The 20,178-nt window shown below is 37.5% G+C and carries 20 protein-coding genes; 8 read left to right on the top strand and 12 right to left on the bottom strand.

Translation table 11 applies throughout. The features are described from left to right. Nucleotides 1-166: 166 nt before the first annotated feature. The 6 genes from CDL10_RS09915 to CDL10_RS09890 form a co-directional block, all read right to left on the bottom strand. Nucleotides 167-391 carry a hypothetical protein gene (locus tag CDL10_RS09915; RefSeq protein WP_100678382.1) on the bottom strand — a complete coding sequence of 75 codons (225 nt, stop codon included), beginning with the start codon at nucleotides 389-391 and terminating at the stop codon, nucleotides 167-169. Then, complete coding sequence (locus tag CDL10_RS09910; protein ID WP_100678381.1) at nucleotides 391-1,269, bottom strand: energy transducer TonB; 879 nt, start codon at nucleotides 1,267-1,269, stop codon at nucleotides 391-393. The genes CDL10_RS09915 and CDL10_RS09910 overlap by 1 nt, the downstream gene beginning before the upstream one ends. Nucleotides 1,270-1,293: 24 nt before the next feature. After that, nucleotides 1,294-1,830 carry an ExbD/TolR family protein gene (locus CDL10_RS09905; RefSeq protein ID WP_100678380.1) on the bottom strand — a complete coding sequence of 179 codons (537 nt, stop codon included), beginning with the start codon at nucleotides 1,828-1,830 and terminating at the stop codon, nucleotides 1,294-1,296. Nucleotides 1,831-1,851: 21 nt separating this feature from the next. Beyond that, complete coding sequence (locus tag CDL10_RS09900; protein WP_243389330.1) at nucleotides 1,852-2,460, bottom strand: ExbD/TolR family protein; 609 nt, start codon at nucleotides 2,458-2,460, stop codon at nucleotides 1,852-1,854. A 78-nt stretch (nucleotides 2,461-2,538) separates the two neighbouring features. Next, entirely contained in the window at nucleotides 2,539-3,369 is an 831-nt protein-coding gene (locus CDL10_RS09895) for a MotA/TolQ/ExbB proton channel family protein (RefSeq protein WP_100678378.1), read from the bottom strand. Between the two features lie 224 nt (nucleotides 3,370-3,593). Continuing rightward, nucleotides 3,594-4,343, bottom strand: coding sequence for a CDP-alcohol phosphatidyltransferase family protein (locus CDL10_RS09890; RefSeq protein WP_100678377.1), 750 nt, complete (start codon nucleotides 4,341-4,343; stop codon nucleotides 3,594-3,596). 114 nt (nucleotides 4,344-4,457) lie between these two features. Here CDL10_RS09890 and CDL10_RS09885 point away from each other — a divergent pair, with 114 nt between their 5' ends. From CDL10_RS09885 to CDL10_RS09875, 3 genes are all read left to right on the top strand, one after another. Continuing rightward, nucleotides 4,458-5,525: a putative type IX sorting system protein PorV2 gene (locus tag CDL10_RS09885; RefSeq protein WP_455423238.1), complete on the top strand. Its 1,068-nt coding sequence runs from the start codon at nucleotides 4,458-4,460 to the stop codon at nucleotides 5,523-5,525. A gap of 87 nt (nucleotides 5,526-5,612) precedes the next feature. Further along, complete coding sequence (locus CDL10_RS09880) at nucleotides 5,613-6,716, top strand: lipoprotein N-acyltransferase Lnb domain-containing protein (RefSeq protein WP_100678376.1); 1,104 nt, start codon at nucleotides 5,613-5,615, stop codon at nucleotides 6,714-6,716. Between the two features lie 16 nt (nucleotides 6,717-6,732). After that, a complete protein-coding gene (locus tag CDL10_RS09875) occupies nucleotides 6,733-7,467 on the top strand; it encodes a tyrosine-protein phosphatase (RefSeq protein WP_100678375.1) in 735 nt (244 codons plus the stop codon). A gap of 44 nt (nucleotides 7,468-7,511) precedes the next feature. Here CDL10_RS09875 and CDL10_RS09870 read toward each other — a convergent pair whose 3' ends face one another. Genes CDL10_RS09870 through def form a run of 4 tightly spaced genes read right to left on the bottom strand, consistent with a single transcriptional unit; the run spans nucleotide 7,512 to nucleotide 11,145 of the window. Continuing rightward, nucleotides 7,512-9,041: a SulP family inorganic anion transporter gene (locus tag CDL10_RS09870; RefSeq protein ID WP_100678374.1), complete on the bottom strand. Its 1,530-nt coding sequence runs from the start codon at nucleotides 9,039-9,041 to the stop codon at nucleotides 7,512-7,514. 25 nt (nucleotides 9,042-9,066) lie between these two features. After that, complete coding sequence (gene mazG / locus CDL10_RS09865; protein WP_100678373.1) at nucleotides 9,067-9,852, bottom strand: nucleoside triphosphate pyrophosphohydrolase; 786 nt, start codon at nucleotides 9,850-9,852, stop codon at nucleotides 9,067-9,069. A 53-nt stretch (nucleotides 9,853-9,905) separates the two neighbouring features. Further along, complete coding sequence (locus tag CDL10_RS09860) at nucleotides 9,906-10,499, bottom strand: DUF5606 family protein (protein WP_100678372.1); 594 nt, start codon at nucleotides 10,497-10,499, stop codon at nucleotides 9,906-9,908. A gap of 58 nt (nucleotides 10,500-10,557) precedes the next feature. After that, nucleotides 10,558-11,145, bottom strand: a complete 588-nt coding sequence (gene def / locus CDL10_RS09855) for a peptide deformylase (RefSeq protein WP_100678371.1) — start codon at nucleotides 11,143-11,145, stop codon at nucleotides 10,558-10,560. A gap of 138 nt (nucleotides 11,146-11,283) precedes the next feature. Here def and CDL10_RS09850 point away from each other — a divergent pair, with 138 nt between their 5' ends. Beyond that, nucleotides 11,284-13,542 carry an FUSC family protein gene (locus CDL10_RS09850; protein WP_100678370.1) on the top strand — a complete coding sequence of 753 codons (2,259 nt, stop codon included), beginning with the start codon at nucleotides 11,284-11,286 and terminating at the stop codon, nucleotides 13,540-13,542. 262 nt (nucleotides 13,543-13,804) lie between these two features. Here the strand turns inward: CDL10_RS09850 and CDL10_RS09845 are convergent, their stop codons facing one another. Further along, the gene (locus tag CDL10_RS09845; RefSeq protein ID WP_100678369.1) at nucleotides 13,805-14,398 is read right to left on the bottom strand and encodes an acyl carrier protein phosphodiesterase; all 594 of its coding nucleotides are present in this window, start codon (nucleotides 14,396-14,398) and stop codon (nucleotides 13,805-13,807) included. A 140-nt stretch (nucleotides 14,399-14,538) separates the two neighbouring features. Here CDL10_RS09845 and CDL10_RS09840 point away from each other — a divergent pair, with 140 nt between their 5' ends. Further along, entirely contained in the window at nucleotides 14,539-14,778 is a 240-nt protein-coding gene (locus CDL10_RS09840; protein ID WP_100678368.1) for a ribbon-helix-helix domain-containing protein, read from the top strand. A 126-nt stretch (nucleotides 14,779-14,904) separates the two neighbouring features. Continuing rightward, complete coding sequence (gene glmM, locus CDL10_RS09835) at nucleotides 14,905-16,293, top strand: phosphoglucosamine mutase (RefSeq protein ID WP_100678367.1); 1,389 nt, start codon at nucleotides 14,905-14,907, stop codon at nucleotides 16,291-16,293. Nucleotides 16,294-16,367: 74 nt separating this feature from the next. On the opposite strand, the gene CDL10_RS09830 is transcribed toward glmM, so the two are convergent. Continuing rightward, on the bottom strand, nucleotides 16,368-18,227 hold the full coding sequence (locus CDL10_RS09830; protein ID WP_100678366.1) for an ABC-F family ATP-binding cassette domain-containing protein: 1,860 nt from the start codon (nucleotides 18,225-18,227) through the stop codon (nucleotides 16,368-16,370). Nucleotides 18,228-18,403: 176 nt separating this feature from the next. On the opposite strand from CDL10_RS09830, the gene CDL10_RS09825 reads away from it, so the two are divergent. After that, nucleotides 18,404-19,045 carry a DUF47 domain-containing protein gene (locus tag CDL10_RS09825; protein ID WP_100678364.1) on the top strand — a complete coding sequence of 214 codons (642 nt, stop codon included), beginning with the start codon at nucleotides 18,404-18,406 and terminating at the stop codon, nucleotides 19,043-19,045. 6 nt (nucleotides 19,046-19,051) lie between these two features. Beyond that, on the top strand, nucleotides 19,052-20,146 hold the full coding sequence (locus CDL10_RS09820) for an inorganic phosphate transporter (protein WP_100678363.1): 1,095 nt from the start codon (nucleotides 19,052-19,054) through the stop codon (nucleotides 20,144-20,146). Nucleotides 20,147-20,178: the final 32 nt, after the last annotated feature.

Here is a 20,178-nt window from a genome sequence, read left to right as displayed (position 1 = left end):
TTAACTTCGTTCAGTTAGTTCGTAAGCTCGTGTCAGCATCTCTTTTTGAGATTCCTCGTCGTTCGTTCCTCTCTCTCTGTCGGAATCAAAGATTAAGTTCAGAAATAACAAAATGTAGCTATGGGTTGATTAGCAAATTCACGAATGTGCTTATGTATTCTTAAACTTATTTCCTGATAATCCTGAAAAAACGTATGCCGGCATACACCAACAGGATAATGCCGAATATTATCCGGTTTTTGTAAGGGATAGTTACAGGCATATCTTTCCAAACGATAAAGCCGATACCTAATATCACATACAGCAATAAAAATATAATACCGAGAAAGAACAAAAACCGCCTTATGAGCGATTTTTGTTTTTCATTGTTATTGTACTGAGTGTTACGCATTAGTTTACAGCTAAGGTAATTGTCCATGTAAAACTTGAACGTACTACGTTTCCACCCTGCTTTGCAGGTTTCCACTTCGGCATCGATTTTAATACCCGGATAGCCTCATCACCTACACCGTATTTGTTGTCTAAGGCTTTGATGTCAGTCAAAGAGCCGTCTTTTTCTACAACAAATCTCAGTTTGATAGATACTTTTTTTACATTTGAAGGTACGTCAGGAGTTCTAAATTTACGAGAGAAATCTCTGCGGAAATTTTCCATTCCGTTCATAGGATCAGCTTTTTGCTGTACAAAACGATAGATTTTGTTTGGGTCTTCTGAGAATTTATCGCTTCGGTCATTCCCCTGAGAACCTTTGGAAGCATTTCCTGTATTGCTATTCTTCTCATCTTTTAAATCTCCGTCTTCTTTGTCTCCTTCTTGGTCTTTTTGTCCGGAAGTTGTTTCATCATCAAAGTCATCTTGAGATGTTTTTAACTCATTAATTACTTTGTCATCTTCTTTAACTTCTACTTCCTTGAACTCCAATTCATCTTGAACGTTTTTTGAAGCACCTGCTGGCTCTTCTTCTGGTGGCTCTGGTGGTTCCGGCTCTTCGATGATTTCCTCCACAGGTGGTTCAACCTCTTCAAAAGGCATAACTTCTATTACTTCAATGGTCTCATCGTTAGTTCTTTTCTTAGCGATTAAATCGCCGTATTGGTCGTATAATAATTTACTACCAAAGGCTAAACCGATAAAGAAAACTCCTAAAATCAATGCCAGCAAAGTGTGTTTGCCACTCTTCTTACGTAGTTCATAGGCTCCGTACTGCTTGTTTCGACCTTTGAATATTAAATCCGTCCAGTCTTTTCCGAAAATGTTCATATTAGCCATTTTGTTTGTGTTTTAGTACAGCTTTTACTGCATTATTTCTTGTTCTGCGTCAGACATATCTTGGATAGAATACATTGTTTGTCCAACAATAGCCATTTCATCAAGAATGTCAATCATATCTGCATAAGTTGCATCATCAGTTGCTTTAATTAACACAACTAATCCTTCTTTACCTTCTAAACCTCTGGCTTTCAAATCTGCCATTTTTTGAAGGATAACCTTTCTGATTCCATTACCACCGTAATCTTCATCTGTTGGACCTTCTCCGTTATAGGGAGCATCAAACCTGCCCATGTAATATTTCAAAGTCCTGTCTTTGCCTAACAAAATAGTCATGGTTTTTGATTCTTTTGTATCTATTGGAGGCAAAGGTTGATCGCTTTTGTCAGGCATTGTCAACTCCATAGATTGTGGTTTTGCTAATGAGGTAGTCAACATAAAGAAAGTAATCAATAAGAATGCCAAATCTACCATCGCGGTCAAATCTACGCCGGCATTTTGTTTTTTACTTCGTACTTTTTTGCCTCCTCCGTCGTTAGAACCTGTATTTAATTCTGCCATTCGTTTGCTTCTTTATAACTATTAAAAATTTTCATCTCTTAATCCGGTTACCAGGTAAAATCTGTTTTGTCTTTGTCTTTGCATGATTTGAATTACTTCTTTTATCGTGCCAAAACTTTCTTCCTTGTCTCCTTTGATGGCTACTTTCAAGAAAGTTTCTTTTCTTTCCCATGATGATTGTCGAGCCATTTGTACCCAAACGGAGAGTTGATTGTTTAAAGAATCTTTATAAGGGATTCCGTCCGGGTGGTTATCCGGTCTCATCAATTCGGCTGCCGATTTTGTTGCCAAAAGTTGTTTGAGTTGTCGGATATCCAATCCGAAATTTTCCATTCCGGCAAACTTATTTAACTCTTCTTCAGTAAAAGAGATGTCATATTCAGCACCAACTCTTTTTAATACGTCTTTTTTGTCTTCTCTGCTTGCTAAACCGAAATATACTTTATCATCGTCTATTGAGATAGTTACAATATCGTCAGTAGGTATTTTGGTTTCTTTTGTCGAGTCAGGCAAATCTACCGGGTGTACTTCCGGTACTTTTGCCGTAGAAGTCAAAACGAAGAAAGTGAGTAACAAGAATGATACATCGCACATGGCGGTCATATCAATTCTTGTACTGGTTTTTTTCATTTTTTTTGCCATAATCTTTTTTGTTTACCCGATTTCCGGGGTTAGGTTAATACTCTTTGTCTTACTTATCCGGAAAAATTAGTTTCCGAATTTTCTTTTGTAAGACTGAGTGATGGCGAAACCTGCTTCGTCAATAAAGTGCGTTAGTTTATCAATTTTCGTAGTGAAAATGTTATAGAACACAATTGCCAAAGTAGATGTTAAGATACCTGTTGCCGTACACATCAAAGCCTCAGAAATACCTGTTGCTAATGCTGTTGAATCAGGTGATCCGGACGTTGCCAATGCCGAGAATGCTTTAATCATACCGGTTACTGTACCTAATAGACCAACTAATGTACCGATAGATACTAATGTTGCCAAAACAATCATGTTTTTCTCCAACATAGGCATCTCTAATACCGTTGCTTCCTCGATTTCGTTATGGATAGCCTCGATAGCCTCTGTAGTGTTGATATTCTCACCTTGTACGTTTTGGTATTTAACTAAAGCGGCTCTGATTACGTTAGCTACTGAACCTTTTTGTGAGTCACAACGGTCGATAGCTTCATTGATTTGGTTAGCGCTTACTAAGCTTTCAATTTCTGCAACGAATGCTTTATTGTTTCCTTTTCCTGCAGCTTTATTGATAGCGATAAATCTCTCGATGGCAAAAACGATGGTGGTAGTTAATAACCCAATCAATACGGCAACAACGGGTCCACCTTTATACATCATTCCTAATAAACTACCGTTTAGTGGGTCCCCTTCTGGATCTCCATTTTCAAAGTTGCCCGGCGACCCTAAAATAAATTTCCAAATTACGAAACCAATAATTAGACACGCTGCTATAGCTACGCCTGCCATTACGTTTGATAAACCAGAACCTGATTGTTTGTTCTCTACTGCTTCGTTAGATACGTTTGTCATTTTTCTTTTTAATTTAATTTAAATGTTTACTTAATTACTTTTTGAATTCGCGATAGCAAATTTAGGTTTTTCATCGAATAAAAAAAATTTTTTTTGCTTTCACAGCCCACGAAGATATAAAATTAATATACGCAAAACTTTATTTTTACATTTTTTTTACATCTAAGTGTGCTGTATTAATACAACGTAAAGTGTGTTGTTTTTATTGTGTGATGCGGGATTGATTATGAATTTATTTTCTCTTTACTTTGTTTATTAACCAATAAGGAAATGAATATATACATTATTATAATAACAGGAACCGCCTCAAATTGTATCAGTAATAAGAGTAACGCAGATATACCCAGAAATAGTAAGCCTACTTTGTTGTCTTTTAGTGTTTTATTCTTTGTTTTTAATGAAAATAAACGAATGTTAGCATTCATAATGAAAGCACTGAACAAGCTGATTCCTACTAAAACATAAGGATTACTGAGCCAATTAAGCAATGTTTCACTGGCAGTATTGAACGTAATCATAGGAATGCTTAGAATAAATAAAGCGTTTGCCGGAGTAGGTAATCCGATAAAACTATCTGTTTGTCGGTTATCAACATTGAATTTCGCCAGTCGCATAGCTGACCCTAAGGTAATGATAAACCCGAGATAAGGCACTAATTTCATATAAAAAGTATCATCAGTAACCATATATTGCTCATTATTTATCTGAATTTCAGCAATCATTTTGTACATGACTAAACCAGGAACGACGCCCGAGGTAACCATATCAGCCAAGGAATCAAGTTGCAAGCCGATTTCGCTGGAAACTTTGAGCACACGAGCGGCAAAGCCGTCCCAAAAATCAAAAAATATCCCCATACAAACCCAAAAAAAGGCCATAGGGAGGTTGTCATTAAAAACATAAACCAAGGCAATTACTCCTGACATCAGATTTAGCAATGTGATAGCATTCGGAATGTGTTGTTTTAGCTGCATAAATTGAATTTTATAAAAAATGTTATGTGTTTATACAAATGTAAGCAATAAGTTAGATAAAAAATGAGTTTACTAATTAAGATTTTTATTTCATCTTTGTAAAAAAATAACCAAGTGAAGAAAATTTTATTTTATACAATATTATTAGCACCGGCAATTTTGATGGCTCAGTCCAGAAAATATTCCAATGAATTCATGAATATAGGTGTGGACGCTGATGCTATGGGAATGGGAAAAACTGTTATTGCCCAAACCAATGATGTAAATGCCCAATACTGGAATCCGGCGGGGCTTACCCGTTTGCAGGACAGGCAGGTGTCGCTGATGCATGCCAGTTATTTTGCGAATATTGCCCAATATGATTATGCAGCTTTCGCGATGCCTATTGATGAAAAAAGTGCGGTAGGTATCTCGGCAATGCGTTTTGGTGTGGACGATATACTAAACACTACCGAGTTGATTGACAAAGACGGAAACATAGATTACAGTCGTATTTCCAAGTTTTCTACAGCCGACTATGCGTTTTCTGTGAGCTATGCCCGTGAGTTGAATATAGAAGGCTTATCAGTGGGGGCAAATGCAAAAGTGGTTCGCAGAATCATCGGGAAATTTGCCAATTCCTGGGGGTTCGGTTTTGACATCGGTGCACAATATCAGAAAAACGGCTGGCAGTTTGGTTTGATGGCAAGAGATATTACCACCACTTATAATACCTGGAGCATCAATGCGGCAGAATATGAAAAAATAAAAGATGCGGTAGAAGGACAAAATCAAACTATGCCGGAAACGACCGAGATTACTCTGCCAAAATTGCAGTTGGGTGTAGCGAGAGATTTCTTTTGGAAAGAAGATTTCCGTTTTACACCGGCGTTGGCTTTGCATACCGAATTTTATCAAACTAATGCGTTGATTTCATCAGATGGAATAAGCGTTCAGCCGTCAATCGGTTTTGAGGCAAGCTATACCGAAATGGTTTTCCTGCGTGCCGGATTAGGTAATTTCCAGAATCAGATGCAAATCGACGGCGATGAGAAAGTAACTTTTGAACCGAATATCGGTATCGGGTTTAATTATAAAGGTATCCAGATTGATTACGCACTCACAAATATCGGTAGTCAGGGAGCGTCGTTGTATTCCAACATTTTTTCTGTAAAAGTAGATTTAAGTATTTTTGATAAATAGGTTGTTACTGAAGATTAAAAGAGATTTCTCCTTTAGCCCGTACTGAGCTTGTCGAAGTATCAGAATGACAACAAAACTTGAAACTTAATGAAAATATCAAATATTGTATTTAGCTTATTGTTTTTACTGTCCGGAATGCAGTTATCTGCCCAGCCGGAGCGTTTGTCTGAAGATGCAAAAGTGAGCGTGATTACTTGTGGAACAGGAGATGAGCTATACAGTATTTTCGGGCACACCGCTATTCGGTTCAGCGACAAGCAGCAACAAGTTGATGTTGTATTTAATTATGGTACTTTCGATTTCGACACGCCCAATTTCTATTCCAAATTTATCAAAGGCGATTTACTGTATTATTTGTCAGTTAGTGATTATAATTCTTTTGTCCGGCATTATCAAACAGATAACCGTTCGGTAGATGAACAGACTTTGCGGTTGACAAACGAACAGAAACAACAGCTGTGGCAGAATGTTTTACAGCAATTTCGCGGCTCGGAAAAATATTATACCTACCGGTTTATTGACAACAACTGCACAACCAAAGTGGCTGATTTGCTGAATGAGGTGTTGCCGAATCCGTTGGAAACTGATTTTGAGGAAAATAACCATACTTATCGAGAGATTCTCAATAGTTATTTAACATATAATTATTTTGAAAAATTAGGTATAAATACATTATTCGGTCGTAAAACTGATTTGATGAATGAACATATTTTTATGCCCGACAGACTTTTTAAAAGTATTGAAATTTCCCAAAACGGAACGGATAATCTGGCTCAAGAAACACAGCACGTATTTACTGCTCGTGAAGTAACACCAAATCCACTGAACAGTTGGTGGTTTGCGTGTGTATTGGCGGTAGTTTTTGCAGGATTGAGCTATTTCAAGGCAGTTCGGTATTTGCTTTTTACGATAAGTGGTCTGTTGGGAGTGTTATTGGTTTTTATTCAGTTATATTCTAATCACCCGGAGCTTTTGAACAATAATACGGTCATGTTATTCAATCCGCTTTATCTGGTTTATCTGTTTGTCAGAAATCGAAATGCAAAAAAATATTTTTGTTATATGTTTTTGGCTATCAGTATGCTATTTGTTTTTTTATGTGGGTGGGATAAATTTATTATCTTTTTACCTGTTTTAGGCATATATATTGTTACACTACTTTTTGAAAACAAAAATTTAAAGATTACATAACAAAAAACTACACACGATGTTCAATTTTTTTAAAAGTAAGCCACAACTGAAAGAGCTTATACCTGCTGATTCCTTTGATTTTCATTCTCATATTTTATATGGACTGGACGATGGAGCTAAAACGATAGAAGATACTCAATTTTTGATTAATTCATTAACAGATATTGGTTTTGATGAGCTATCTGCATCGCCCCACACGACACCTTTGGTTTGGGAAAACACCAAAGACGGAATTCTTGCACAATATGAAAAAGTAAAAATAGAAATTCCGGAATTGGCTCAACAGGTAAAACTGCGAACCGCTTCTGAATATTTAATGGACGAAAGTTTTTTGCAGCGAATGCAATCGGAAAAACTATTAACCATTAAAGATGATTATGTGTTGGTTGAAATGTCATACATCAATCCGCCGATGGGATTATATGACATATTATTTCAATTAAAATCAGAAGGTTATCAACCGGTTTTAGCACACCCGGAGCGTTATAATTTCTATAAAAACGATTTTGCGTCATTCCAGCGATTGAAAAAAGCAGGCTGTTTATTTCAGCTGAATGTTCTTTCAGTTACCGGATATTACGGCGATGGTATTGCTGAAGTTTCCGATTATTTGCTGAAAGAAAATATGTATGATTTTGCAGCTACCGACGTACATCATCATAAACATATCGAGGCTTTTCAGTCAAAAGTAAAAGTGAAAAATTATCAGGCAATAGAAAAACTGTTTGAAAATAATAATATTTTGAGGTAGTTTTTTGCCGGGTGTCAGATGTTTTGTTATTGGATATACAAAATCTACTTTTCATGTAATGAATCCGGGTTATCGATAATATTAACCTGAACTACATTTCCGGCATTCTTTATCATTCTCTGGCAGCGTAAACTCAGGTAAGTGAGATAAATTTTCTTGTCTTGTTTGCGGTAACGTTCCGTAATTTTGCTCAGGCATTCAATGGCTGACATATCAAGCACACTACTTTCCCTGAAACTGATAACGACAATGTCAGGGTCATTTACTGCGTCAAATTTTTCGGAAAATATAGTAGTTGAACCGAAAAAAAGCGGGCCGTAAATATCATAATGTTTGATGCCGTTATCATCGATATAACGTCTTGCCCGAATGCGTTTGGCACTTTCCCATGCAAATACCAGTGCAGAAATAATCACACCGATTAATACCGCCAAAGCTAAATTGTGCAGGAATATCGTAACTAACGTAACCAAAACCATAACGAGTATATCGGCTTTGGGCATTTTGTTGAAAATCCGAAAGCTTACCCATTCAAAAGTACCAATTGCCACCATCATCATTACGCCAACTAATGCCGCCATCGGAATTTGCTCTATCACAGGACCTCCGACCAAAATAATGATTAGAATAGTTATGGCACCAACTACTGCAGAAAATCGGGTTCTTCCGCCGGCACCAATATTAACCAAGGTTTGTGCTACCATGGCACAACCTCCCATTCCACCGAAAAAACCATTGGTAATATTCGCAATTCCCTGAGCTGTAGCTTCCCGGTTAGATTTTCCTTTGGTATTGGTAATTTCATCAACCATATTCAAAGTCAGCAAACTTTCTATTAATCCTACGCCTGCCATAATCAAGGCATAAGGAAAGATAATTTGCAATGTTTTTAATGTCCACGGGATTCCAGGAATATGAAACGATGGTAATGAACCGCTGACAGAAGCAATATCAAGCACTTTTTTGGTATCTATGTCGAAGAAATATACAATCCCGAACACCACGATAATGGCGACCAAAGACGCAGGAATAGCTTTGGTAATTTTAGGTAAAAGGATAACTATCAAAATAGTAAGTAGAGTTAATCCTGCCATAAGGTATAATGCAGAACCTTGAATCCAGTTTGTTGTTCCGTTTTCTGTAATTTTAAACTGAGCAATTTGTGCCATAAAAATAATTACGGCAAGACCATTCAGAAAACCATACATCACAGGTTGAGGAATTAAGCGAACAAATTTTCCAAGTTTGAAAATTCCAACTAGCAATTGTAAAATCCCTGCCAGGACCACAGCAGCAAAAAGATATTCCACACCATGTGAAGCGGCTAAAGCAATCAGAACGACGATTGTTGCTCCGGCACCACCGGAAACCATTCCGGGTCTGCCACCCAAAATCGCTGTGACCAATCCCATCAAAAAAGCAGCATAAAGTCCGGTTAAAGGAGAAAGTCCTGCCAGAATAGCAAACGACAGCGATTCCGGAATCATTGTCATCGCAACAGTTAATCCTGCTAAAACTTCATTTTTATAATTGATCTCCCGTTTTAAGTCAAACAGGTTTAAAATCTTTTGCATAGTCTAAGAAACGATATGGGAAATATTACAAGTTTTCTGTGGCTTTCGCTTTAGCCCAATATTCATCTAATTGCTGAAGAGATAAATCACTGATGTTTTTGTGGTCAGATTGTATAGCTTTTTCCATTTGCTGGAATCTGCTGATGAATTTCCGATTGGTTTTTTCCAAAGCATCTTCCGGGTGAATGTTCATAAAACGGGCATAATTAATCAATGAGAAAAACACATCGCCCAGTTCAGATTCCATTTTGTCGTGATTGTTTTGCTTTACTTCGGCTTTGAATTCTTCCATTTCTTCTTCCACTTTTTCCCAAACTTGTTTGGCATTATCCCAATCAAAACCAACACCTTTGACTTTGTCCTGTATCCGGGTAGCCTTGACCATCGCAGGCAGGCTTTTCGGTACGCCCGAAAGTACAGATTTATTACCTTCTTTCAGTTTGAGCTTTTCCCAGTTTTTCTTGACGTCTTCTTCATTTTCGACCTGAACGTCGCCGTAAATGTGTGGGTGACGAGCAATCAATTTATCACAAATGCTGTTGCAAACATCTGCCATATCGAAAGTGTTGGTTTCTGAGCCCATTTTTGCATAAAACACAATGTGCAACAGTACGTCGCCCAGTTCTTTCCTGATTTCCTCCATGTCATTTTCAACAATAGCATCGCCGAGCTCATAGACTTCTTCAATGGTCAGATTCCGAAGACTTTGAAAGGTTTGTTTTTTATCCCACGGACATTTTTCCCGCAGGTCGTCCATAATGTCTAAAAGTCTTTCAAACGCTTGTAATTGCTGTGTTCTGTTGTTGGGCATGTCTTTATAAGGAAAAAAATCCTGCCGGTTAAGCAGGATTGAGTAAATAATTATCAGTCTTCTTTTTTTGCTTTTGCCGTTGTTTTCTTTGCGGTAGTTGTTTTTGGTTTTGCAGCTGTTTTTTTCTCTTCGTTTGCCTTCTTGGTTTCTTTTTTTTCTGCTGTTTTTTTGGTTTCAGTTGCTTTTTTAGAAGCAGGTTTCTTTTTTTCTGTTTCCTTATTTTCCTCCTGGGCTTTTTCTTCTGCTTGTTTCAACGCAGTGCTGAAAACACCTGCTAAGCCGGATTTTTGGATAACATTGTACCAGTTTAATACTTTTCGAATATCAGAAATATACACGCGGTCTGTGTCGTAATCTGGCACGATTTCAGTAAAATAAGTAGAGAGCGTGCTTTCACTTTCTTTGTGGGAAACGGCTTCCTGGTCGTTTTCTTTTTTGGCAATACGGGCAAAAATTTCAAATAATTTGATTTCGCCTGTATTGGTATATATCGAAATTTCAGAAAGCAAACTTACGTTGCTTCTCAATCCTACATTAATTTTTTTCTTGTCGGCAAGCGACTCTGCTACGAATCCTGTTCTTGTTTGAATTTTCAATTCGTATAATCCCGGCTTGCCTGATATGGCTAAAATTTTTTCTACGTTCATGATTTTTTTATTTTTAAAGACAGCAAATATCTTAATAAGAAATTAATATACAAAAAAATTATTTACTCCTTTTGTTGGCTAATTTCATTTTGTAGTCGGTAAAGACTTTTCCGTCCATGATATTTTGCAATTTCTTGTTGTTTAGCTTTTTTTTCAATCCAGATAATTTATCGGTAAAAAGTACGCCTTCAATATGGTCATATTCATGCTGAACCACTCTGGCGGCATATCCGTCTAATGTTTCGGTATGTTTTTTGAAATTTTCGTCCAGATATTCGATGGTTACAACAGGCTTACGTTTGACGTTTTCCCGCACACCCGGTATGCTCAGGCAACCTTCGTTAAAGCTCCATTCTTTGCCTTCTTCTTTTGTGATTCTGGCATTGATAAAAGTACGTTGAAAAGTACGCAGGTAATCCTGTTCTTCGGGCGATAAATCATCATCTTCTCCGAAAGGACTGCAATCTACCACAAACAACCTGATGCCTAACCCGACCTGAGGTGCTGCCAATCCCACACCCGAAGCGTGTCGCATGGTTTCAAACATATCATCAACAAGTGCATTGATATTCGGATAATCTGCATCAATATCTTCACATTTTTTTCTGAGGATAGGGTCGCCGTAGCCGACAATAGGTAAAATCATCTTTCGTTGTATTTAAAAATCAGACGACAAAAGTAGTGATTTTATACGACTTAGTGGGGGTATAAATTTATTTTTGCTTACTGTGATTTTACTGTGTGTAATTTCATAGCTTTGTATATTGCTTAGTTAAAAACAGCTATGTATCAGGATTTAGTCAAAAAAGTCGGAGATAACCACCTTACCGATTCTGTCAAAATAACTTTGGCGGCGGCTTTGCCGTTTTTTATCTTTGTGAATACCGACGGATACAGCATACCGTTTGCCATTTCGATGGGTGTTTTGCTGACTTCTGCAACAGATGTAGTTGGTAGCTTCGGTCACAAGTTTAAAGGATTATTGCTCGGTAGTGTGCTCATTGCGTTAGTCACTTTTCTATTATGCAGCATGGTGCCTTATCGGTGGATTTTTTATCCGTTTTTTGCTCTTTTGCTTTTTTCTGCAAGTATAATTACGGTATATGGTTATCGTGCCAGCTTGCTATCCTTCAGTATTTTGCTGACAATCAGTTTAGCTTTTGTGTATGATTATACGGGCTGGGAATTATTTTATTATTGTGCATATTTATTAGGCGGCGGATTGTTATACACATTGATTTCACTTTTGTTTTACCTCGTAAAACCTAAACGATATGTCAATCTGGAATTGGCAAATTGTATCGACAAAACCGGCGATTACCTTGATATCCGAACCAAATTGTGGTCGGAAGATGCAGATACGGAGGAGTTAACCAAACAACAGCTCGATTTGCAAATTCAGTTGAATGAGTTGCATGAAAATATTCGTAATTTTCTGGTACACAACAAAAGCCATATTAAAGATACGAGCAACAACCGCAAATTGCTCATCGCCTTGTCCTCGTTGGTTGAAATGATGGAGCTGTCGAGCACCAATGTCTTTAACCACGCACAAATCAGGGAAATGTATGCAGATGAACCCGGGTTGATTACGGAATACCAGAATATGGCACGGCACATGGCACTCACATTGCATGAGTTGTCCTATCATATTAAAGCTAATAAAAGATACCATTCGCCCGTCAATCTGATTGGAGATTTCAAATCGTTGAAAAATCGTTTTGAAGAATATGTAGCCAAAAATAATCTGACGCCGACTTCTAATAAGTACATCGTTTTTTCCAACGTATTACATTATGCGGAAAAGCAGATACAAAAGGTAAAAGGATTGGAACGGGTGTACAAACAGCGGGTAAATGCCGACCAGCTGCGAGGGAAATACAAAGATTTAGAAAAGTTCCTGAGTCCGCAGCATTATAGGGTGGAATCTATCAAGGAAAATTTGAATTTCAATTCGAGTATATTCCGTCATTCGCTTCGGCTGACGATTACCATTATTGCCGGTTACGCTTTGGGCGAGATATTACTTTTACAGAAAGAATACTGGATATTGATGACCATTATCGTGATTATGCGACCGGGTTACGGGCTGACCAAGCAACGCTCGAAAGACCGGGTTTTGGGTACGATTCTGGGCTGTTTGATAGCGTTTGGTGTTTTGTATTTTATTAAAAATGATACAATTATCATATTGCTTACATTGGTTTCTATGATTTTAGGTTATTGGATGGCGTATTCTAAATATTCGCTTGGAGTAACTTTTATCACTTTGTGCGTAGCTTTGTTGTACGGTTTTATAACGCCCAATGTTGAAGATATGGTCGTTTACCGTATTACAGACACGGTTATCGGTGCTATTCTGGCATTTGCTGCGACTCATTTGCTTTGGCCATCGTGGGAATTTCTGAAAATCAGGTATCATCTGAAAGAAACGCTTACGGCAAATAAGAATTTTGTTACTGAAATAAAAACTTATTACAACGTAAAAGGCGAACCGACAACGGCTTATAAAATCGCCCGGAAATATGCCTATACCGAAGTAGGAAACCTGATGTCATCTTTTCAGCGAATGGTTCAGGAACCGAAATCTAAACAAAAATACCGGGCAGAGCTATACGAAATGGTAGTGCTGAATCAGGCGTTGCTTTCGGCAAATGCGAGTATAGGAACCTACATTCAGTCGCACACGACTACCAAAGCGTCTAATGCGTTTAACATCGTAATGGACCAAATCGTTGATAACCTGAACAAAACTTCTGAATTATTGGAGGAAAATCCGAGAGAAAATATCAAAATAGAAATTACCAAAGATTTTGAAACCGGTTTTTCTACTTTGAAAAAAATTAAACGGGAAGAATTGGAATCTACCGTTGACGACCCCGAAAAAAGAATACAGCTGTTGGAAGAATCTCAGTTAGTTATCGACCAGTTAGTCTGGATGATTAGTTTATCGGAAAAGCTATTCAATACTGCACAGAAAATTGAAGAAAAACGCAAGGAACTCAGAGAAAACAAAAAAAGGAAAAAAGCTATTTTCGGATAGTTTTTAGCCACAGATGCACAGATTTTATACAAGTAATTGAAATTCGTATGGCAAAAACAGGAGACATCAAATAATTATACATTTTTAAATCCTGCTATAAACCCTTTAAACAAGACGTATGTCATTCTATTCAAATTTGTCATTGATTTCGTCGAATCTTCGATTTCTGATAGGAATCTACTAAAGATACTTACAGCATGGCGAGCATAACGTTAATTTTAATTACAGTGTTGTATTCAATATTTAAGAATAACATTTAAATTTATTCTGAACGCAGATTTTCTAACTTTCTCTGTGCAAACGTAGATAACTCAGTAAAGAAAATGGTAAATTCTTCTTCAAACTCAGTGTAATATTCCCTTAGTTCCCGCACCGATTGATGCATATTGGACGAGTGCGAAAAACGGTTTTCCATTTGTTGCAGAATTTTCTCTAAATAGTCAATATATTGGTAGTTATACAACCAGTTGTTTTTGGTCATATGAGGAATAAGATATTTGGTTTTGTCATTCAAATCGTCGTAATGGCACAGCAAAGCTCCGTAAAACTGATTGGTAAAAGTGAGCAAAGGAACATTACTGTATTTTGCCCAATTCTTCGCCAAAAAATGGTCGTAAAACATATCGACGATAATTCCCGAAAAGTGATTGTAAACAGGCACTAACCGATGCTTTGATTGCCGGAAAACTGGGTGTGCATCGGTAAAAGTATCAATCTGTCGATGAAGTAAAACCCCTGTTTGAATATCGGAATGAAAACGCAGATAATCTTTCCCGCGAATGCCGTCGCCCATAAAATTGCCGATTTGTATGCGAGGATTGTCGCCCGAAAGATAAATATGTGCCAGAAAATTCATAATAAATTAAGTCTTAATGTCTTAAAGTCAAAAGTAAGTAACATTATGGGCAATCGCTAATAAAACCCTTTGCTTTTTTATTTTAAGGGTTTATTTTTCAATTATTTTGGTGTATATTTACACCAATAAACTATTAAATTATGACACGACAAAGTATAACATTAGCACAAAAAAATGATGAGTGGCTAAAAGATCAGGTTAAAAATGAAGAGTTTAGCAGTAAAAGCGAAGCCGTAAACTATTTGATTAAACAAGCACGCGAACAAGAGGCTTACTATGACTATGTGCGAATGAAAATTAAAAAAGGAGAGGAAAGTGGCTTAAGTACCAAAACCCAAGAAGAGTTTTCAGCTGAAATAAAAAGCAAGCTCAATGTATAGATATAAGTTATCTGTTTTAACTTTTTCGTAAAAACAATTTCTTTGGGTAAATATTTTTCAACCTACCTTTTACTTTAATTCACAAAGGAATTTTTATATTTGTTTTCAAACAAAATTTAAAAATAAATGACCCTAATAAAATCTATATCCGGAATTCGCGGAACTATCGGTGGAAACGTTGGCGATAATTTAACCCCTATTGATGCGGTAAAATTTGCCTCGGCTTACGGAACGTTCTTAAAAAATAGTTTACAAAAAGATAAATTAACCATTGTAATTGGTCGCGATGCCCGTATTTCTGGTCCTATGATTCATCAGTTGGTCATGCAAACCTTGATTGGTTTAGGAATTAATGTAATTGATTTAGGATTATCAACCACCCCAACTGTGGAAGTTGCCGTACCGATGGAAAAAGCCGATGGCGGAATCATTTTAACTGCGTCGCACAACCCTAAACAATGGAATGCTTTAAAATTATTGAACAACAAAGGCGAATTTTTAAGCGGTGCTGAAGGAGCTTTGATTTTAGAAATTGCCGAATCAGATAATTTCAATTTTGCAGAAGTTGATAACTTAGGAAAAATCACAGAAATCAACGATTATATGGACAGACACATTGACGAGGTTTTAAATTTAAAGTTAGTTGATGTGGAAGCTGTAAAAAGTAAGAAGTTTAAAGTAGTTGTTGATGGAGTAAATTCATCGGGTGGTATTGTTATTCCTGCTTTGTTAAAGAAAATGGGTGTTGAAGTGGTAGAACTCTATTGCGAACCCAACGGACATTTTCCGCATAATCCCGAACCGCTGAAAGAACATCTACAAGACATTTGCGAACTGGTTGTCAAAGAACAAGCCGATTTCGGAATTGTTGTAGACCCTGATGTGGATCGCTTGGCGTTTATCAGCAACGACGGCGAAATGTTTGGCGAAGAATATACCTTGGTTGCCGTTGCCGATTACGTTTTGAGTAAAACACCGGGCAATACGGTTTCCAATATGTCTTCGTCACGTGCGTTAAAAGATGTTACTGAAAGACACGGCGGAATGTACGAAGCATCGGCTGTGGGCGAAGTAAATGTGGTGGAATTGATGAAGAAAAACAACGCAATCATTGGTGGCGAAGGAAACGGCGGAATCATTTATCCTGAAATTCATTACGGTAGAGATGCCTTAGTGGGCGTAGCTTTGTTTTTGACCCATTTGGCAAAACAAGATTTAGATGTTGCGAGTTTGCGTGCAAGCTATCCGCAGTATTTTATGAGTAAAAACAAAATTGAGTTGACTCCCGAAATTGATGTAGATGCGATTTTAGATGCGATGCAAAAACGATATGCTAACGAAAAAATCACCACGATTGACGGCGTAAAAATTGATTTGGCTGATAGTTGGGTTCATTTACGAAAATCAAATACCGAACCGATTATTCGCATTTATACCGAAGCTCCATCGCAACAACAAGCCGATGAATTGGCTGAAAAAATCATGAATGAAATGAAAGGAATAGCAAAGATTTAATATCTTATCTTTTTAGCCACAGATTATATGGATTGTACGGATTTGTGAATCCGTATAATCCGTGGCTAATAATTTTAACCCTCCGATTTTTCCAATAACTCAAACCAACGTTCTTCTTTGCTTTCCATTTTTTGGATAATATGCTGAAGCTCATTAGATTTTTTCTCAATATCTTCAGGTTGAACAAGGTTTTCAACAAATTCCTGTTCGATTTTCTTTTTAGAGAGTTCTAAATCTTTCAATTCTCGCTCAATTTTCTGCAACTCTTTCTGCTCCTGATAAGTCAAACCGTTTTGCACCTGTTTCTCTTTCCAGTTTGATTTTTCTTTAGGTGTGTCGTCTTTTTCAGGTTCGATAGAATCTTCGTAAGTTCTGAAATCAGAATAATTTCCCGGAAAATCTTCCACTACGCCGTTTCCTCGGAACACAAAAAGATGATCAACAATTTTGTCCATAAAATAACGGTCGTGAGAAACCACAATCAGGCAGCCGGGATAATCCAACAAGAAACTTTCCAGCACATTGAGCGTCACGATGTCTAAATCGTTCGTCGGCTCATCTAAAATCAAAAAGTTAGGATTCTGAATCAGCACCGTACACAAATAAAGTCTTTTCAGCTCGCCACCACTCAGCTTTTCGACGTAATCATATTGTTTTTTGCGGTCAAACAAAAACCGCTCAAGCAACTGTGCTGCCGATAGCATTCTGCCTTTTGCAAGCGGAATATAATCGCCGAATTCCCTAATCACATCAATTACTTTTTGTTCCGGTTTCACATTGATACCAGCTTGGGTATAATAGCCGGTTTTTATCGTTTCGCCAGTAATAACTTTTCCGTTGTCCGGCTGGATTTTTTGCGTGAGAATATTCAGAAAAGTCGTTTTTCCCGTACCGTTTTTTCCGATGACACCGATGCGTTCGCCGGGCAAAAAATTGTATGAATATTTGTCCAAAATCACTTTGTCATTAAATGATTTAGAAACGTTGTGTAGTTCAATTACTTTATTTCCAAGACGTTCCATGTTTATTTCCAGTTCCACCTGATGTTCTTTTCGTCGGGCGTGAGCCTTTTCTTTAATCACATAGAAATCGTCAATTCTCGATTTAGATTTGGTTGTTCGTGCTTTAGGTTGCCGACGCATCCAGTCCAATTCTTTGACATACAGGTTTTTTGCTTTCTCAACCGATGCTTGTTCTGCTAATAACCGCTCTTCTTTTTTTTGTAAATAATAGGAATAATTTCCTTTGTAACCATAAATTTTTTCGTGGTCTAACTCAATGATTTCGTTACAAACCCGCTCAAGAAAATAACGGTCGTGCGTGACCATAAACAAAGTAATATTTTCTTTGGCAAAATAATCTTCCAACCATTCAATCATTTCTAAATCGAGGTGGTTGGTCGGTTCGTCCAAGATAAGCAAATCGGGCTTGTTCAGCAAAACAATAGCAAGTGCGAGCCGTTTTTTCTGTCCGCCCGACAGATTATTGACCGTTTGTTTGAGATTATCCAGTTTGAGTTTGGACAAAATCTGTTTGTATTGCGTTTCAAAATCCCAAGCCTGGTGTCTGTCCATTGCCTCAAAAGCTTTTTGGTAAATCTCTATATCATCAGGATTTTCCAAAGCTTTTTCGTAATTTTCTATCACTTTGAGAATATCATTATCCGAAGCGAAAATGTTTTCTTCAATCGTCAAATCGCTTTGTAATTCCGGTTCTTGCGACAAAAACTCAATTTTAATATCTTTTCGCATAACCACTTGTCCGGTATCGGGCGTGTCTTTGCCGGCAATGATATTCAGAATGGTGGTTTTTCCGGAGCCGTTTTTGGCGATAAATGCAATTTTCTGGTCTTTATTGATGCCAAAAGACAGGTTCTCGAAAAGCGTACGTTCGCCATATGATTTGGAAATATTTTCGACTGAAAGATAATTCATGATATATGATGTATTTCCTGCAAATATACAGACTTTCCTTTACTTTGATTAATTTAATTGCGAGCCTATTATAACAACATTCTTAACAATAAGATAACATTGAGATAAAGTTTTGATAACAAACAAACAAAATACCTAATCGCTATCCTGACTACATTTGTAAAAAATTTAAAAAGATGGCTTCATTAAATAATATTTTCCAATATCTGGTACCAAAAGATAAAGTGTTTTACCCTTTGTTTGAGCGGGCTGCTGTTAAGTTAAAACTTTTATCGGAAACATTGCACGAGGCGGTTAATACCCCAAATCGCGATGGTTTATTGAAAGAAGTTGAAAAGCTGAAATCTGAAATAGAAAACATTGCTCAAACAACCAGAGTCGAGCTTGGAAAGAGTTTTATTACGCCGTTTGACCGTGAGGATATTCATGCGATTATCAGTGCGGTTGATGAGGTAGCAGACAATTTGAGCGATGCTGCCAGTCGTATGAGGCTGTATCAGATTGACAAAGTGACCAAACCTTTGCGTAAGTTGACAGAAGCTAATCTGGAAGCTTGTACCGAGGTGCATAATGCATTGCTGGGACTGAAAGATAATAAAAACCTGCCGCAGATAGCCGAGAGCTGTAAAGTGATTTATCGTCTGGAAAGAAAAGCGGATAAAGTTTTTGACAGGGCAGTGGCGGATATATTTGAGAACGAAACCAATATGATGGATATTATCCGTTACAAAGAAGTAATGATGGCGTTGGAGTCTGCTACAGACAGTTGCCGGAAAGTGGCCAATGTTTTGGAAACAGTAACCGTTAAATACGCATAGTCAGTTATGGATTTTTTCTTAGAAATGCTAGGCAATTCTCAAGGGATTTTGCTGATAGTTATCATCATTCTGGCTTTGGGATTCGACTATATCAACGGTTTCCATGATGCAGCAAATTCTATTGCTACTATCGTTACAACAAGAGTACTTTCGCCATTCATGGCAGTTTTGTGGGCAGCGATGTTTAATTTTGCCGCCTATTTCATTTCGCTTTATATTATTGGAGAATTCAAAATCGGAAACACGATTGCCAAATCAGTCAGCGAACAATTCATCACGCTCGAAGTGATATTAGCTGGTCTGATTGCTGCCATTATATGGAATCTGATGACTTGGAAATTAGGGATTCCTTCTTCGTCTTCGCACACACTAATCGGTGGTTTTATTGGTGCAGCTGTGGCACATGCTGGTGGTTTTTCTGCCGCTGGCGAGCACGTAATTGTTTATGCTAAAGTAATTCCGATATTTTTGTTCATATTCGCAGCACCTTTGCTGGGTATGATTTTGGCGTACCTTATTACCGTTGCTATACTTTGGATATGTCGGAAATCTAACCCGCATAAAGCAGATAAATGGTTTAAAAAATTGCAGCTGGTGTCGTCAGCATTGTTTAGTTTAGGGCACGGAGGTAATGATGCTCAGAAAGTGATGGGAATTATCGGAGCGGCAGTTATTTTTTACCATGTAAATGTAGATAAAGACCCGGCTTATCTGGCTGATAATGTAGATACATTTAAGTTGTTTGTAGAACATTGGTGGTGGGTGCCGTTGGCTTCATTCATTTTTATCGGATTAGGAACGATGAGTGGTGGCTGGAAAATCGTTAAAACCATGGGATCAAAAATTACCAAAGTGACTCCGCTGGAAGGAGTTGCCGCTGAAACTGCCGGAGCTATATCGCTTTACGTGACCGAACATTTGGGCGTACCGGTTTCGACCACACATACGATTTCCGGTTCAATTATCGGGGTAGGGATAACCAAACGTATTTCTGCTGTAAGATGGGGAGTAACCATTAGCTTATTGTGGGCGTGGATATTAACCATTCCGGTTTCGGCATTAATAGCGATGGGGATTTATTATATTATCAGCTTGTTTTAGAATCTATTTAAAGGATAAATCTGTATAATTCA

The sequence above is a fragment of the Avrilella dinanensis genome (assembly GCF_002807015.1).
Classification (GTDB): Bacteria; Bacteroidota; Bacteroidia; order Flavobacteriales; family Flavobacteriaceae; genus Flavobacterium; species Flavobacterium dinanensis.
This window is presented reverse-complemented; position numbering and strand designations above follow the sequence as displayed.

Coding starts and splice junctions, on each gene's coding strand:
- CDL10_RS09915 (WP_100678382.1), bottom strand. CDS start 391: ATGCGTAACACTCAGTACAATAACAATGAAAAACAAAAATCGCTCATA.
- CDL10_RS09910 (WP_100678381.1), bottom strand. CDS start 1,269: ATGGCTAATATGAACATTTTCGGAAAAGACTGGACGGATTTAATATTC.
- CDL10_RS09905 (WP_100678380.1), bottom strand. CDS start 1,830: ATGGCAGAATTAAATACAGGTTCTAACGACGGAGGAGGCAAAAAAGTA.
- CDL10_RS09900 (WP_243389330.1), bottom strand. CDS start 2,460: ATGAAAAAAACCAGTACAAGAATTGATATGACCGCCATGTGCGATGTA.
- CDL10_RS09895 (WP_100678378.1), bottom strand. CDS start 3,369: ATGACAAACGTATCTAACGAAGCAGTAGAGAACAAACAATCAGGTTCT.
- CDL10_RS09890 (WP_100678377.1), bottom strand. CDS start 4,343: ATGCAGCTAAAACAACACATTCCGAATGCTATCACATTGCTAAATCTG.
- CDL10_RS09880 (WP_100678376.1), top strand. CDS start 5,613: ATGAAAATATCAAATATTGTATTTAGCTTATTGTTTTTACTGTCCGGA.
- CDL10_RS09875 (WP_100678375.1), top strand. CDS start 6,733: ATGTTCAATTTTTTTAAAAGTAAGCCACAACTGAAAGAGCTTATACCT.
- CDL10_RS09870 (WP_100678374.1), bottom strand. CDS start 9,041: ATGCAAAAGATTTTAAACCTGTTTGACTTAAAACGGGAGATCAATTAT.
- mazG (WP_100678373.1), bottom strand. CDS start 9,852: ATGCCCAACAACAGAACACAGCAATTACAAGCGTTTGAAAGACTTTTA.
- CDL10_RS09860 (WP_100678372.1), bottom strand. CDS start 10,499: ATGAACGTAGAAAAAATTTTAGCCATATCAGGCAAGCCGGGATTATAC.
- def (WP_100678371.1), bottom strand. CDS start 11,145: ATGATTTTACCTATTGTCGGCTACGGCGACCCTATCCTCAGAAAAAAA.
- CDL10_RS09850 (WP_100678370.1), top strand. CDS start 11,284: ATGTATCAGGATTTAGTCAAAAAAGTCGGAGATAACCACCTTACCGAT.
- CDL10_RS09845 (WP_100678369.1), bottom strand. CDS start 14,398: ATGAATTTTCTGGCACATATTTATCTTTCGGGCGACAATCCTCGCATA.
- CDL10_RS09840 (WP_100678368.1), top strand. CDS start 14,539: ATGACACGACAAAGTATAACATTAGCACAAAAAAATGATGAGTGGCTA.
- glmM (WP_100678367.1), top strand. CDS start 14,905: ATGACCCTAATAAAATCTATATCCGGAATTCGCGGAACTATCGGTGGA.
- CDL10_RS09830 (WP_100678366.1), bottom strand. CDS start 18,227: ATGAATTATCTTTCAGTCGAAAATATTTCCAAATCATATGGCGAACGT.
- CDL10_RS09825 (WP_100678364.1), top strand. CDS start 18,404: ATGGCTTCATTAAATAATATTTTCCAATATCTGGTACCAAAAGATAAA.
- CDL10_RS09820 (WP_100678363.1), top strand. CDS start 19,052: ATGGATTTTTTCTTAGAAATGCTAGGCAATTCTCAAGGGATTTTGCTG.